Below are 14,873 nucleotides of genomic sequence, written 5' to 3'. Positions count from 1 at the left end.
GAACCCGCTCCCACAGGGCCAGGCAATCTTCCAGGTTTTGCGCAAGACAGTTGTTCATGCGCAGATTTCTGCCCGCTCAGGCGTCGCCGACGAACACCTGCACTTCGATCTCCACATCCACCCCCAGCGCTAATGCCGAGGCCACGGTCGAGCGCACCGGTAGCGCTGCGCCGAAGAACTCCTTGTACACCTCGTTGAAGCCGGCGAAGTGGCTCATGTCCGAGAGCCACACCGTGGCCTTGACTACCTGGTCGAAACGCGCGCCGCAGGCAGCCAGGCTTTCGGAGATGCGCTCGCAGGCGGCGCGGGTCTGGGTCTGGATGTCGCCGCGCACCACTTCACCGCCAGCACTCATCGGCACCTGGCCGGAAAGGAACAGGAAGCCGCCGGCTTTCACCGCACGGGAGAACGGGAACGGCAGGCTGCTGGGAAAACGCTGGATATCATTGCTCATGGGATGCTCCTTTCAGGGTTGCTGGAAACGGGCCGGGGACAGGCGCTCGGGCACCACCCCCTGGCTGACAAGGCCGGGACACAGGGGCAGGCCCAGCAGCAGGTCGGCAGCCAGGCGCGAGGCGCCCGCAGCCGACTGGATGCCATAGCCACCTTGTGCCGCCAGCCAGAAGAACGCTGGCGCGTGCACATCGAAACCGATCACCAGGTCGCCGTCGGCGACGAACGAGCGCAGCCCGGCCCAGGTGTGGCTCGGCCGGCGGATCGACAGGGTGGTCATGGCTTCGATGTTGTAGATGCCCAAAGCCACGTCGAGCTCCTCGGGCGCGGCGTCCTGGGGTTCGACCGGGTCGGCATTGGCCGGCGACCCCAACAGCTGGCCGGCGTCGGGCTTGAAGTAGAAGCTTTCGTCTACGCCGATCACCGCCGGCCAGCGGGCGAAATCCTGGTCTGCCGGGCCTGGGAAAGTGAAGGCACTGCGCCGGCAGGGTTGCAGGCCGATGCGCGCCACCCCGCACTGCTCGGCCACTCGGTCGGCCCAAGCGCCAGCAGCATTTACCAGCTGGCGCGTCTGTACCCGGCTGCCATCGCCCAGCTGCACCTGCCACAGGTCATCCAGGTACCAGGCCTGGATCAGCTCGGCGTTACAGCGCAGTTCACCGCCAGCGGCGCGATAGCCGCGCAAGAAGCCCTGGTGCAGGGCATGTACGTCCAGATCCATTGCGCCCGCTTCAAGCACCGCGCCGGCCAGGTTCTCGGCACGCAGGCTCGGTACCAGGGCCAGGGCTGCGTCGCGGTCGAGCAGGCTGACTTCGGTGCCGTTGGCCAGGTTCTGTGCGTGGGTCTGCTCGAGCAGCGTGCGCTGTTCCAGGCTGGCGACGTACAGGCAGCCGCGCGGTTCCAGCAGCGGGTGCTCGCAGAACCCTTGCGGTGGTGCTTCGTAGAAGGCCCGGCTGGCACGGGTCAGCGCCTGTATCTGCGGAGTGCCGTAGGCCTCCATGAACATGGCTGCCGAACGCCCGGTGGAATGGTAGCCAGGCTGCGCCTCGCGCTCGAGCAGCAGCACCTTCTGCCGGCCGGCCAGGCGATAACCGAGGGATGCACCAGCGATGCCCGCGCCGATGATGAGGGTGTCGTAGATCGGGATCATGCACGCTCCTGCCAGGGAATTTTCATATATGAGAATTCTAATATATGAGAATTTACGAATACGCAAGGGTCCAAGGTAAGATGCCCGACCAACGCCGCATGCCGAGACCCCCGAATGCCCGCTGCCCTACCCTTGCTGGACCGTGCCGTAGTCGGCCAGCGCCTGCGCCAGGTGCGCAAGGCGCGCCAGATGACACTCAAGCAATTGTCCGAAGCCAGTGGCGTCCCGCTGTCCACCTTGTCGAAGATGGAGCTGGCGCAGGTCTCGGTCAGCTACGAAAAACTCGCCGCCGCCGCCCGGGCGCTGAACGTCGACATTGCCCAGCTGTTGCGCGCCAGCGGCACGGTAACCGCACCAGTGCCGGTGACGGTGGTGGTCGATTCACTGCCAGCGGCGGCGGGCTACTCGACCGGCACCTATGACTATCACCCGATTGCCGGCGACTTCCCTGAACGGCGCATGACGCCCGCCTATGCCCGCATCATTGCCCGTGAACGTGGCCAGTTCGACGATTTTATCCGCCACCCGGGCCAAGAGTTCGCGCTGGTACTGAGCGGGCGCGTTCGTATCGAGTTCGAAACCGGGGAAGCGGTGAGCATCGGGCCGCAGGAGACGGCGTATTTCGACAGCCAGGTGGGACATATCTACCTGTCGGAAAGTGACGATGGCGCAGATGCGCATGTGATGGTGGTGATGACTGATCGCTGACCCGGTGCTGCCTGCCAAGGCCTATCGCCGGCAAGCCAGCTCCCACAGGTACTGCACAGGCCTTGAGGTTGATGCGTCGGTGTGGGAGCCGGCTTGATAGGGCCCTGGCAGGCAGCACCTGGTTATAACCTAATAACGAACAAGTCTATTTGGCTATAAAAAAATCTATATGCTGGCTGCATCCGATAACGGGCAAAGTTGGGCGGTCGAGTAGCGTATGGATGTAGGTTCTTTCGGTTTCACCATTGCAGGCCTGGTCGTGGGTTTCATCGTCGGCATGACCGGCGTCGGTGGCGGCTCGCTGATGACCCCGATCCTGTTGTGGTTCGGCATCAGCCCGGCAACGGCCGTCGGTACCGACCTGCTCTATGCCGCCATCACCAAGGCCAGTGGCGTCTGGGTGCATGCGCGCAACAAGAACGTCGACTGGAAGATCACCGGCCTGCTCAGCCTGGGTAGCGTGCCCGCCGCGGCACTGACCCTGTGGTTCCTCAGCACCCTGCACACCGACACATCGGCGCTCAACGCCGTCATCAAGCAAGGCCTGGCGGTGGTCCTGATCCTGACCGCGCTGGCCATCCTGTTCAAATCGCGTCTGCAGGCCTTCGCCAGCCGCCATGCCGGTGACCACTATCACCTCAGCGACCGCAGCCTGAATACCCTTACCGTGCTTACCGGCGTGGTGCTGGGGGTGATGGTCACCCTTACTTCCATCGGCGCTGGCGCACTGGGTACCGTGGCGCTGTTCCTGCTGTACCCGTTCCTGGTCACCCGCCGCCTGGTCGGTACCGAAATCGCCCACGCCGTGCCGCTGACCCTGGTGGCAGGGCTGGGCCATGCGGGGATGGGCAACATGGACTGGTCGCTGCTGGGTTACCTGCTGCTGGGCTCGCTGCCAGGCATCTACCTGGGCAGCCACCTCACCGGGCGGATTTCCGACCGCGTGCTGCGCCCGTGCCTGGCGGCGATGCTGTTGCTGATTGGCTACAAGCTGGCGTTCTGACCTTCAGCCCAGGCGCAGACGCCATTGCCCGGTAAAGCTCAGCTCCAGGCGCGACAGGGGCAACACGTCGACTCGCTGGCTGGCGCTCATCGGGCAGCAAAGTACTTGTACAAGCACGGCGCGCATCACCATCGGGTGGGTAACTGCCAGCCATTCACCAGGCCTGTCGAAGGCCGCCAGCCAGGCGGCGATGCGCTGGCAAAGCACGGCGAACGACTCGCCGCCGTGAACATCACTGGCCGGGTCCTGAAGCCATTCGGTCAACGCCTGCGATTGCTCGGCCTGCAGTTGCTTCAGTGTCAGCCCTTGCCAACGCCCCAGGTCGCAATCGGCCAATGCCGGCTCGACCTGCACCGGCCCAGAAAACCACGCCGCTGTCTCGCAGGCTCGCCGCTCTGGTGCAGTCAGCACCGGCACACCGGATAGGTCGGCGAAAGGCTGTTGGCCCAGTGGAAGAATGCCGTCTTCGGCATGGTGCAGTCGCCCGGACTTCTGGGCTTGGGTCAGGGCATGGCAGATCAGCGTCAGGCGGACGGCTTTCACCGGTTTTTTCTCATGGCGGGTTGAGGCGCAAGGTTTAGCATGCTGCGGCACTTTTTGCCGCAACAAATATGGCACCGCCTGCGCCAGTGTTCCCCGGTTTATCGGTGAATGGGCCGTACAGCACCCCGATGTCAGAAGGTGATATTCAGCGCAGCGAACACCGCCCTGCCTGGCTGGTTATAGGTATTGGCGCCCGAAGTACTGGCGTTGCCACCACGCAGGATCTGCTTGTCGAACACGTTGTTCACCCCCACCCGCACGTCGTAGTTGGCGTTGAACTTGTACCCGGCGCTCACGTCCACCAGGCCGTAGGCTTCCACATCCTGTTGCGCGGCCTTGTCGTAGCTTTGCTGGGTGCGGTCGTTGAAGGTCGGCGACTTCTGCTTGCCGAAGTAGGTACCCGCCACCTGGAACGACAGCTTCTCGGTGGCGCGCCAGTCGAGGGTGGTGTTGACGGTGTATTCCGGGATCACCGACAGTGGCTCGCCGGTCTCGCGGTTGTCGTTGTCGAGCATCCAGGTCAGGTTGGTGTTCCAGTCCAGGGCCGGGGTCAACTCGATGAACAGGTTGCCTTCGATACCCTCCACCCGCGCCTTGCCAGCGTTGTCCCACTGGGTCACGCGGCTGCCGGTGCCGATGGTGTACAACACATCGGTATCACCGACGATCTTGTTCTTGTAGTCGTTGCGAAAGTACGTGGCACTGGTGCGCCAGGTACCCCGGTCGTACATCAGGCCGATTTCCTTGTTGACGCTGATCTCGGGCTTGAGGTCGGCGTTGCCCTGCAGGTAACAGCCACCGTTGTTGGTCTGCTGCACGCTGCAACCATTGCCGCGGCTGTACAACAAGTAGTTGGGGTTGGACTGGTACAGGTTCGGGGTCTTGTAGGCGCGCGCGATACCGCCTTTGACCGACAGTGCTTCGGTCAGCTTGTGCGACAGGTTCAGGCTGGGGCTGAAGTTGTCGCCGAAGGTTTCGTGGTGGTCGAAACGCAGGCCCGGGGTAATGGTGGTGTCGCCGACAATGATGTTGTCCTCGACGAACAGCGCATAGCTGCGGGCGGTCGTCTTCGAGCTGCTGCGGTCGAAACCGACGAGCCCGTCATTACCCGTGGGGTCCGAGCTTTGTGGGCGCAGCGAGCCCTGATCATTGAGCGTTTCGTACAGGTACTCGCCGCCCAGGGTCAGCACATGCTCGGTGCTGCCCATGGCGAATGGCAGGTTCACTTCGCTGCTCAGGCGCGTGTTGCGCAGGCGCGACATGGCGGCGCCTTCAGCATTGGGAGCACCTTCGGTACGGCCTGCCAGGCCCTCGTTCAGACGCCAGTTGCGCACGTACTCGTAGGCCAGCACGGTCTTGCTGGTACCCCAGGTGAAATCGCCCAGGTGGGTCAGGTCGTAGGTACTGCGCTGCATCACATTGGTTTCGTGGCCGTACAAGCTGGACACGAACTCGACGTCACCACCGCCGTTGCTGTTCATGGTGTCGCCGGCAAAGATATTGCCCTGGCGGCTGTAGCCGGCACTGGCCTCGAAGCGGTGCTCGTCGTTCAGCTTCCAGCTCAGCAGGCCATTGATGTCCTTGTTGCGTACGCCTTCGCGGCCCGCCACCAGCGCACTGGTGGCATGCCCGGCATTGATGTCCAGGTCGTCGGCATCGGTCTTGGCCAGGCCGCCGTACAGGCGGAAGCCGAGGTTGTCGGTCAGGCCGCCGCCCAGGTTGAAGTTGGCCCGGCGGCTGGCGCCCTCGGCGCTGTCTTCCGGCAGCTGGGTGTACAGGCTGACGCTGCCCTTGAGTTCATCGGTGGGCCGTTTGGTGATGATATTGACCACCCCGCCCATGGCGCCGGAGCCGTAACGTGCGGCCGCCGGCCCACGCAGGATCTCGATGCGCTCGACCGCTTCTGCCGGAACCCAGTTGGTTTCACCGCGGGTATCGCGGTCGCCGTTCCAGCCATAGCGCACGGCATTGCGTGCGCTGGATGGCTTGCCGTCTATGAGGATCAGGGTGTTTTCCGGGCCCATGCCGCGCAGGTCGATCTGCCGGTTGTTGCCACGCGCGCCGCTGGCGCTGTTGCCGGTCAGGTTGACCCCGGGCTCGCGGCGGATGATTTCGGACAGGTCATTGGCCGGCGGGTGGCGCTTGATGTCTTCGGCGGTGATGATCGACGTACCCAAGGCCTGGCGTGCCTCGCGCTCGGCGGTGACCAGGGTGTCCTGGATCACCAGCGCGTTGTCGGCGACCGGCATCTCCAGCACCTCACCCGTACGCTGTTCTTCGGCCTGGGCCATGGTGGCCACCATGGCCGGTGACGCCAGCGCGACAAACGCCAGGGCCAGGCTGTTGGGTGAAGTCTTGCACTGCATGGGTACATCTCCTGCGATTCATGAGCGAAACGGCACATCCCTGTCGGAGACCGGGAGCCCTCGCCCACCGGCCTCGCAAACACAGTTTGGTGGCCAACAGGGATAGCAAATATAGAGATTCGCAATTGTGTTTAAATCTTATTTACGAAGTTTACATGTTTGTACCGGAACTTTGCTGACACGACAGCGTTGCCGGCGCAGCCCGACTATTCGCGCTGTTGCTTGCATATACCTGTCCGATTTGCATCTTGCGTGACGGCTCCTACAGTTTCGAACGTAGCACCCTCTGCCGAGCCTCTTGATGCGCAGCCACGAAGAAAGCCACGCCATGAACGCCACCAGGTCCCTGTCGAAGATCCCTCGCAGCGTCTGGGCGCTGGGCTTCGTATCGATGTTCATGGACATTTCCTCGGAAATGATTCACGCCCTGCTGCCGCTGTACATGGTCACCGTGCTTGGCACCTCGGTAGTGGCGGTGGGCTTTATCGAAGGTGTTGCCGAAGCGACCGCTTCGATCACCAAGGTGTTTTCCGGCGCCCTCAGCGACCGGCTGGGCAAGCGCAAGCTGCTCACGGTGCTGGGCTATGGCCTGGGGGCGTTGACCAAGCCGGTGTTCCCCATGGCCTCCGGGCTGGAGTGGTTGACCGCAGCACGCTTCGTCGACCGGGTAGGCAAAGGCATTCGTGGGGCGCCGCGCGATGCACTGGTGGCCGACGTCACGCCCGCAGAACTGCGTGGTGCAGCCTTCGGCTTGCGCCAGGCGCTGGATACCGTGGGCGCCTTCCTTGGGCCGTTGCTGGCGATCGTGCTGATGTGGCTGACCGCGAGCCATTTCCAGACGGTGTTCTGGGTGGCGGTGCTCCCGGCGTTCGTGGCGGTGTACATCCTCATCGCCTTCGTGCGCGAACCTGAAACGCCGGCCACCACCCGGCCGGTGCGCTCACCGCTGGCCCTGCACGAATTGGCACGCCTGGGCCCGTCCTACTGGCGGCTAATCGGCCTGGCCACGCTGTTCACCCTCGCCCGCTTCAGCGAGGCGTTTCTGCTGCTGCGCGCCCAGGACATGGGCCTGGCGCCGCTGTGGGCGCCGGCAGTGCTGGTGCTCATGGCCCTGGCCTACTCGCTGTCGGCCTACCCCGCGGGGGTGCTGTCGGACCGCGTAGGCCGCCGCGGCGTGCTGATGACCGGGCTGGGGCTGCTGGTCGTCGCCGACCTGCTGCTGGCCCTGCTGCCGGGCTGGACCGGGCTGGCCATGGGGGTGGCTGCCTGGGGCCTGCACCTGGGCTTCAGCCAAGGCATCTTTGCCGCCATGATCGCCGACAGCGCCCCCGCGGAGCTGCGCGGTACAGCCTTCGGCCTGTTCAACCTGCTGACCGGCATGGCGCTGCTGGTGGCGAGCGTGGTGGCCGGGCTGCTGTGGGACGGGGTCGGCTTCAAGGCGACATTCCTGCTTGGCGCAGCATGTGCCGGCGGCACCTTGATCGGGGTCGTATTGCTCAGGCCGGCCCCGATCACCGGCAATCCGAACTAGGCCAGCGCTGGCTGCTGCTCCAGTAGCGACCAGCCGCCATGTCCATCCACCTCCAGCCGGTGGGTATGGAAACCTGCCAGTGTACTGCGGTGCCCGACACTGACCAGCAATGCCCCCGGCATTTCCGTACGCAGCAGAGAATACAGGGCATGCTCGAGCCCTTCGTCCATGGCCGAAGTGGACTCGTCAAGGAACACCACCTGCGGCCGGTTGAACAGCACCCGGGCAAATGCGAGGCGCTGCTGCTCACCAACCGAGAGAATGTGTGACCAGTCACAGCTGACTTCCAGTCGCTCGGCCAAGTGGGCCAGGTTGACCTGGCGCAAGGCCTGCTGCATCCGCGTTTCATCCTCAGGTCTGCTGGCCACCGGGTAGGCGATGACCGTGCGCAGATCGCCCAGCGGCAGGTACGGCCGCTGCGACAGGAACAGAGCCTGGTGGCCCAGCGGGCGCCTGACCTCACCCTCGGCGTACGGCCAGAGTCCCGCCAGCGCACGCAGCAGCGTGGTTTTACCGCTGCCCGACGGCCCCTTGATCAACAGCGCCTGGCCGGCATGCAGATCAAGGTCCAGGTCGGTGATAAGGGCATGCCCGTCCGGGCGCAGCACCTGCAGGCGGCTGATCGCCAAGGCATGCTCCTGGTCCTCGGTGATGACGCGTGGCAAAGCGCTCGCCTGCTCGTTGGCATCGAGGAAACCGGTCAGACGGTCGAGGGTGGCCCGGTACTGGGCAAACGCATCATACGACTCGCGGAAGAACGACAACGAATCCTGCACCTGGCCAAAGGCCTGGGAGGTCTGCATGACGTCGCCCAGCTTGATCGCCCCGCTGAAGAAGCGCGGTGCCTGCAGAATGAAGGGGAACACCACTGCGACCTGGCTCACGCCCAGGTTGAAACCGCTGAATTTCAGGTTCCGGAACACCAGCGCCCAGGCATTCACGATCAAGGCACCAAAGCGACCCAGCAACGTGCCCCGCTCGACCTGCGCGCCCTGGTAGAAAGCGATGTTCTCAGCATTTTCGCGCAGACGCATCAGCGCGTAACGGAAGTTGGCGGTGAGCTTTTCGTTGAGGAAGTTCAGGCGGATCAGCGGTCGTCCGAGGCGGAAGGCGATCCAGGTGGCAACGATGACGTAAAGGTACACGGCAAACACCATAGCCCGGGGAATCTCCACGCCGGCAACGGCCAGCGGCGCCGACAGCCCCCAGAGGATGCCGGTGAACGCCACCAGCGAAACCAGCGCACTGACTGCGCCCAGGGCGAGGGTCACCGAGTTGCTGACAAAGGCGTTGACGTCCAGTTCGATACGTTGGTCAGGGTTGTCCACGGGCTCGGCGAGGAACTGGCCACGGTAGTAGGCATCGCCGTGCATCCAGTCGTGGGTCAGGCGCTCGGTCAGCCATACTCGCCATTGGATGCTGAACGCCTGGCTTACATAGAAGGTGAACAGCGAACGCAGTACATGGATGGTGGCCAATACTGCAAAGACACCGAGCAGGTACCAGAAGGCCGCTTGGTCAAGGCCCTGCAAGGCGCTGTAGAAGCCGTTGTACCAGAATGAGAACAGCACGTTCAGACGCACCGAGAATAGCGTCAGAACCAGCAGCAGGGCGAACACCAGTAACGGCCGCCAACTGCGCCTGAAACTGAAATAAGGCCCGGCAAGCTGCCAGAACTGGCTACCCCAGCGCGTACAACGTACGGCCAGTGTGGCGGCTGCTGTGAAGCAGACAAGGGTGATGAACGAAGCGATTGCCAGCCAGCTCAGGCTCTCTTGCAGGGCCTGGTGCCAGTTCATTTCCATGATGGGTATCCGTGCTGAGTATTTCCGCGAGCGTAGCATTGACCTGTGATTCGTCAGGCATAAATGACGCACATTTCATGATTGCCTTCGGAGCTACGCGGGCCCCTGTTGGGCGGGCGAGTCGAGGTGTCGAACCGCCGTGAAGCGGGCGACGTGGTGGATGGCACCGGCTATGCCGGTGTTCGCGGGTGAACCCGCTCCCACAGGGGCGGCGTATGCTTGGGATTTTTTGCACCATAAAGACAAAACCCCTACCTGCATGCGCAGATAGGGGTTTTGCGAAATGAATCTTGACGATGACCTACTCTCACATGGGGAAACCCCACACTACCATCGGCGATGCATCGTTTCACTGCTGAGTTCGGGATGGGATCAGGTGGTTCCAATGCTCTATGGTCGTCAAGAAATTCTGTTGCCAGAATGTCCAGATGGACAGCCCAGCGAATTCGGATATGCGATATTTGTGATGTTGCGAACTTTCGGTTGTTTCGTCTTCACCACCGCAATCTGCGCTAGCAAATTGCTTGGGTGTTATATGGTCAAGCCTCACGGGCAATTAGTATTGGTTAGCTCAACGCCTCACAGCGCTTACACACCCAACCTATCAACGTCGTAGTCTTCGACGGCCCTTTAGGGGATTCAAGATCCCAGTGAGATCTCATCTTGAGGCAAGTTTCCCGCTTAGATGCTTTCAGCGGTTATCTCTTCCGAACATAGCTACCCGGCAATGCCACTGGCGTGACAACCGGAACACCAGAGGTTCGTCCACTCCGGTCCTCTCGTACTAGGAGCAGCCCCTCTCAAATCTCAAACGTCCACGGCAGATAGGGACCGAACTGTCTCACGACGTTCTAAACCCAGCTCGCGTACCACTTTAAATGGCGAACAGCCATACCCTTGGGACCGGCTTCAGCCCCAGGATGTGATGAGCCGACATCGAGGTGCCAAACACCGCCGTCGATATGAACTCTTGGGCGGTATCAGCCTGTTATCCCCGGAGTACCTTTTATCCGTTGAGCGATGGCCCTTCCATACAGAACCACCGGATCACTAAGACCTACTTTCGTACCTGCTCGACGTGTTTGTCTCGCAGTCAAGCGCGCTTTTGCCTTTATACTCTACGACCGATTTCCGACCGGTCTGAGCGCACCTTCGTACTCCTCCGTTACTCTTTGGGAGGAGACCGCCCCAGTCAAACTACCCACCATACACTGTCCTCGATCCGGATAACGGACCTGAGTTAGAACCTCAAAGTTGCCAGGGTGGTATTTCAAGGATGGCTCCATGAGAACTGGCGTCCCCACTTCAAAGCCTCCCACCTATCCTACACAAGCAAATTCAAAGTCCAGTGCAAAGCTATAGTAAAGGTTCACGGGGTCTTTCCGTCTAGCCGCGGATACACTGCATCTTCACAGCGATTTCAATTTCACTGAGTCTCGGGTGGAGACAGCGCCGCCATCGTTACGCCATTCGTGCAGGTCGGAACTTACCCGACAAGGAATTTCGCTACCTTAGGACCGTTATAGTTACGGCCGCCGTTTACCGGGGCTTCGATCAAGAGCTTCGCTTGCGCTAACCCCATCAATTAACCTTCCGGCACCGGGCAGGCGTCACACCCTATACGTCCACTTTCGTGTTTGCAGAGTGCTGTGTTTTTAATAAACAGTCGCAGCGGCCTGGTATCTTCGACCGGCATGGGCTTACGGAGCAAGTCCTTCACCCTCGCCGGCGCACCTTCTCCCGAAGTTACGGTGCCATTTTGCCTAGTTCCTTCACCCGAGTTCTCTCAAGCGCCTTGGTATTCTCTACCTAACCACCTGTGTCGGTTTGGGGTACGGTTCCCAGTTATCTGAAGCTTAGGAGCTTTTCTTGGAAGCATGGTATCAACCACTTCGTCGCCTAAAGGCAACTCGTCATCAGCTCTCGGCCTTGAAATCCCGGATTTGCCTAAGATTTCAGCCTACCACCTTAAACCTGGACAACCAACGCCAGGCTGGCCTAACCTTCTCCGTCCCTCCATCGCAATAACTGGAAGTACAGGAATATTAACCTGTTTTCCATCGACTACGCTTTTCAGCCTCGCCTTAGGGACCGACTAACCCTGCGTCGATTAACGTTGCGCAGGAAACCTTGGTCTTTCGGCGTGCGAGTTTTTCACTCGCATTGTCGTTACTCATGTCAGCATTCGCACTTCTGATACCTCCAGCAAGCTTCTCAACTCACCTTCACAGGCTTACAGAACGCTCCTCTACCGCGTCATCAAAGATGACACCCGTAGCTTCGGTGCATGGTTTGAGCCCCGTTACATCTTCCGCGCAGGCCGACTCGACTAGTGAGCTATTACGCTTTCTTTAAAGGGTGGCTGCTTCTAAGCCAACCTCCTAGCTGTCTAAGCCTTCCCACATCGTTTCCCACTTAACCATGACTTTGGGACCTTAGCTGACGGTCTGGGTTGTTTCCCTTTTCACGACGGACGTTAGCACCCGCCGTGTGTCTCCCATGCTCGGCACTTCCAGGTATTCGGAGTTTGCATCGGTTTGGTAAGTCGGGATGACCCCCTAGCCGAAACAGTGCTCTACCCCCTGGAGTGATACATGAGGCGCTACCTAAATAGCTTTCGAGGAGAACCAGCTATCTCCGAGCTTGATTAGCCTTTCACTCCGATCCACAGGTCATCCGCTAACTTTTCAACGGTAGTCGGTTCGGTCCTCCAGTCAGTGTTACCTAACCTTCAACCTGCCCATGGATAGATCGCCCGGTTTCGGGTCTATACCCAGCGACTAAACGCCCTATTAAGACTCGCTTTCGCTACGCCTCCCCTATTCGGTTAAGCTCGCCACTGAATATAAGTCGCTGACCCATTATACAAAAGGTACGCAGTCACCTAACAAAGTAGGCTCCCACTGCTTGTACGCATACGGTTTCAGGTTCTATTTCACTCCCCTCTCCGGGGTTCTTTTCGCCTTTCCCTCACGGTACTGGTTCACTATCGGTCAGTCAGTAGTATTTAGCCTTGGAGGATGGTCCCCCCATATTCAGACAAAGTTTCTCGTGCTCCGTCCTACTCGATTTCATTGACAAGAGATTTTCGTGTACGGGGCTATCACCCACTATGGCCGCACTTTCCAGAGCGTTCCACTAATCTCAAATCAACTTAAGGGCTGGTCCCCGTTCGCTCGCCACTACTAAGGGAATCTCGGTTGATTTCTTTTCCTCAGGGTACTTAGATGTTTCAGTTCCCCTGGTTCGCCTCTTGCACCTATGTATTCAGTACAAGATACTCAGCTTATGCTGAGTGGGTTCCCCCATTCAGAGATCTCTGGATCACAGTCTGTTTGCCGACTCCCCAAAGCTTATCGCAGGCTACCACGTCTTTCATCGCCTCTGACTGCCAAGGCATCCACCGTATGCGCTTCTTCACTTGACCATATAACCCCAAGCAATCTGATTATACTGTGAAGACGACATTCGCCGAAAATTCGCATGTTGCTCTTTCGAGCAGAACTCACAAATTTTACCTTAGCCTGATTAACCAGCAGTGAAACTGGCCATCAGTCTATATCTATCACATATCCGAATTTTTAAAGAACGATCTGACAAAAGTCAGAAATCAACATTCGAAACGAATGCTCATTTCCAAGTTCTGACCAGGAACAACACAAGATCCATACAGGATCTTGATCGTCTTCAACCATGAATCAAGCAATTCGTGTGGGAGCTCATCAGCAGGCTGATGTCGTCGATTAAGGAGGTGATCCAGCCGCAGGTTCCCCTACGGCTACCTTGTTACGACTTCACCCCAGTCATGAATCACACCGTGGTAACCGTCCTCCCGAAGGTTAGACTAGCTACTTCTGGTGCAACCCACTCCCATGGTGTGACGGGCGGTGTGTACAAGGCCCGGGAACGTATTCACCGCGACATTCTGATTCGCGATTACTAGCGATTCCGACTTCACGCAGTCGAGTTGCAGACTGCGATCCGGACTACGATCGGTTTTGTGAGATTAGCTCCACCTCGCGGCTTGGCAACCCTCTGTACCGACCATTGTAGCACGTGTGTAGCCCAGGCCGTAAGGGCCATGATGACTTGACGTCATCCCCACCTTCCTCCGGTTTGTCACCGGCAGTCTCCTTAGAGTGCCCACCATAACGTGCTGGTAACTAAGGACAAGGGTTGCGCTCGTTACGGGACTTAACCCAACATCTCACGACACGAGCTGACGACAGCCATGCAGCACCTGTGTCAGAGCTCCCGAAGGCACCAATCCATCTCTGGAAAGTTCTCTGCATGTCAAGGCCTGGTAAGGTTCTTCGCGTTGCTTCGAATTAAACCACATGCTCCACCGCTTGTGCGGGCCCCCGTCAATTCATTTGAGTTTTAACCTTGCGGCCGTACTCCCCAGGCGGTCAACTTAATGCGTTAGCTGCGCCACTAAAATCTCAAGGATTCCAACGGCTAGTTGACATCGTTTACGGCGTGGACTACCAGGGTATCTAATCCTGTTTGCTCCCCACGCTTTCGCACCTCAGTGTCAGTATCAGTCCAGGTGGTCGCCTTCGCCACTGGTGTTCCTTCCTATATCTACGCATTTCACCGCTACACAGGAAATTCCACCACCCTCTACCGTACTCTAGCTCGCCAGTTTTGGATGCAGTTCCCAGGTTGAGCCCGGGGCTTTCACATCCAACTTAACGAACCACCTACGCGCGCTTTACGCCCAGTAATTCCGATTAACGCTTGCACCCTCTGTATTACCGCGGCTGCTGGCACAGAGTTAGCCGGTGCTTATTCTGTCGGTAACGTCAAAACAGCAAGGTATTAACTTACTGCCCTTCCTCCCAACTTAAAGTGCTTTACAATCCGAAGACCTTCTTCACACACGCGGCATGGCTGGATCAGGCTTTCGCCCATTGTCCAATATTCCCCACTGCTGCCTCCCGTAGGAGTCTGGACCGTGTCTCAGTTCCAGTGTGACTGATCATCCTCTCAGACCAGTTACGGATCGTCGCCTTGGTGAGCCATTACCTCACCAACTAGCTAATCCGACCTAGGCTCATCTGATAGCGCAAGGCCCGAAGGTCCCCTGCTTTCTCCCGTAGGACGTATGCGGTATTAGCGTTCCTTTCGAAACGTTGTCCCCCACTACCAGGCAGATTCCTAGGCATTACTCACCCGTCCGCCGCTGAATCAAGGAGCAAGCTCCCGTCATCCGCTCGACTTGCATGTGTTAGGCCTGCCGCCAGCGTTCAATCTGAGCCATGATCAAACTCTTCAGTTCAATACTGCTTGGGTTTTTAAGAAACCCTAAACT

General features: G+C 59.6%; 8 protein-coding genes and 3 rRNA genes. 3 read left to right on the top strand and 8 right to left on the bottom strand.

The window, feature by feature from the left end:
- Positions 1-76 precede the first annotated feature (76 nt).
- Together NY023_RS09705 and NY023_RS09700 are read right to left on the bottom strand one after the other, a co-directional pair.
- Complete coding sequence (locus NY023_RS09705) at positions 77-454, bottom strand: RidA family protein (protein WP_013971857.1); 378 nt, start codon at positions 452-454, stop codon at positions 77-79.
- 12 nt (positions 455-466) lie between these two features.
- Complete coding sequence (locus NY023_RS09700) at positions 467-1,603, bottom strand: NAD(P)/FAD-dependent oxidoreductase (protein WP_004375949.1); 1,137 nt, start codon at positions 1,601-1,603, stop codon at positions 467-469.
- Between the two features lie 114 nt (positions 1,604-1,717).
- Between NY023_RS09700 and NY023_RS09695 the strand changes: the two genes are divergently transcribed.
- Together NY023_RS09695 and NY023_RS09690 are read left to right on the top strand one after the other, a co-directional pair.
- On the top strand, positions 1,718-2,311 hold the full coding sequence (locus NY023_RS09695; protein ID WP_015269673.1) for a helix-turn-helix domain-containing protein: 594 nt from the start codon (positions 1,718-1,720) through the stop codon (positions 2,309-2,311).
- A 217-nt stretch (positions 2,312-2,528) separates the two neighbouring features.
- A complete protein-coding gene (locus NY023_RS09690; RefSeq protein ID WP_013971855.1) occupies positions 2,529-3,314 on the top strand; it encodes a sulfite exporter TauE/SafE family protein in 786 nt (261 codons plus the stop codon).
- Between the two features lie 3 nt (positions 3,315-3,317).
- On the opposite strand, the gene NY023_RS09685 is transcribed toward NY023_RS09690, so the two are convergent.
- Both NY023_RS09685 and NY023_RS09680 read right to left on the bottom strand, forming a co-directional pair.
- Entirely contained in the window at positions 3,318-3,857 is a 540-nt protein-coding gene (locus NY023_RS09685; RefSeq protein WP_013971854.1) for a histidine phosphatase family protein, read from the bottom strand.
- A 131-nt stretch (positions 3,858-3,988) separates the two neighbouring features.
- Positions 3,989-6,223 (bottom strand): TonB-dependent siderophore receptor, encoded by a 2,235-nt coding sequence (locus NY023_RS09680; RefSeq protein WP_013971853.1) that lies wholly within the window; start codon positions 6,221-6,223, stop codon positions 3,989-3,991.
- Between the two features lie 301 nt (positions 6,224-6,524).
- Here NY023_RS09680 and NY023_RS09675 point away from each other — a divergent pair, with 301 nt between their 5' ends.
- The gene (locus NY023_RS09675; protein ID WP_013971852.1) at positions 6,525-7,754 is read left to right on the top strand and encodes an MFS transporter; all 1,230 of its coding nucleotides are present in this window, start codon (positions 6,525-6,527) and stop codon (positions 7,752-7,754) included.
- Here the strand turns inward: NY023_RS09675 and NY023_RS09670 are convergent.
- The 4 genes from NY023_RS09670 to NY023_RS09655 form a co-directional block, all read right to left on the bottom strand.
- Positions 7,751-9,559, bottom strand: a complete 1,809-nt coding sequence (locus NY023_RS09670; RefSeq protein ID WP_013971851.1) for an ABC transporter ATP-binding protein/permease — start codon at positions 9,557-9,559, stop codon at positions 7,751-7,753. The genes NY023_RS09675 and NY023_RS09670 overlap by 4 nt on opposite strands.
- Positions 9,560-9,847: 288 nt before the next feature.
- Positions 9,848-9,963, bottom strand: a 5S ribosomal RNA gene (gene rrf / locus NY023_RS09665).
- A 131-nt stretch (positions 9,964-10,094) separates the two neighbouring features.
- Positions 10,095-12,986 (bottom strand): 23S ribosomal RNA (locus NY023_RS09660).
- Positions 12,987-13,303: 317 nt separating this feature from the next.
- Positions 13,304-14,840: ribosomal RNA gene (locus tag NY023_RS09655) — 16S ribosomal RNA — on the bottom strand.
- Together the 16S, 23S and 5S rRNA genes form the textbook arrangement of a ribosomal RNA operon.
- Positions 14,841-14,873: the final 33 nt, after the last annotated feature.

This window comes from Pseudomonas sp. NBB, assembly GCF_032701105.1.
Lineage (GTDB): Bacteria > Pseudomonadota > Gammaproteobacteria > Pseudomonadales > Pseudomonadaceae > Aquipseudomonas > Aquipseudomonas asiatica.
The sequence above is the reverse complement of the archived record's forward strand: the minus strand, read 5'-3'. Positions and strand labels throughout refer to the sequence as shown.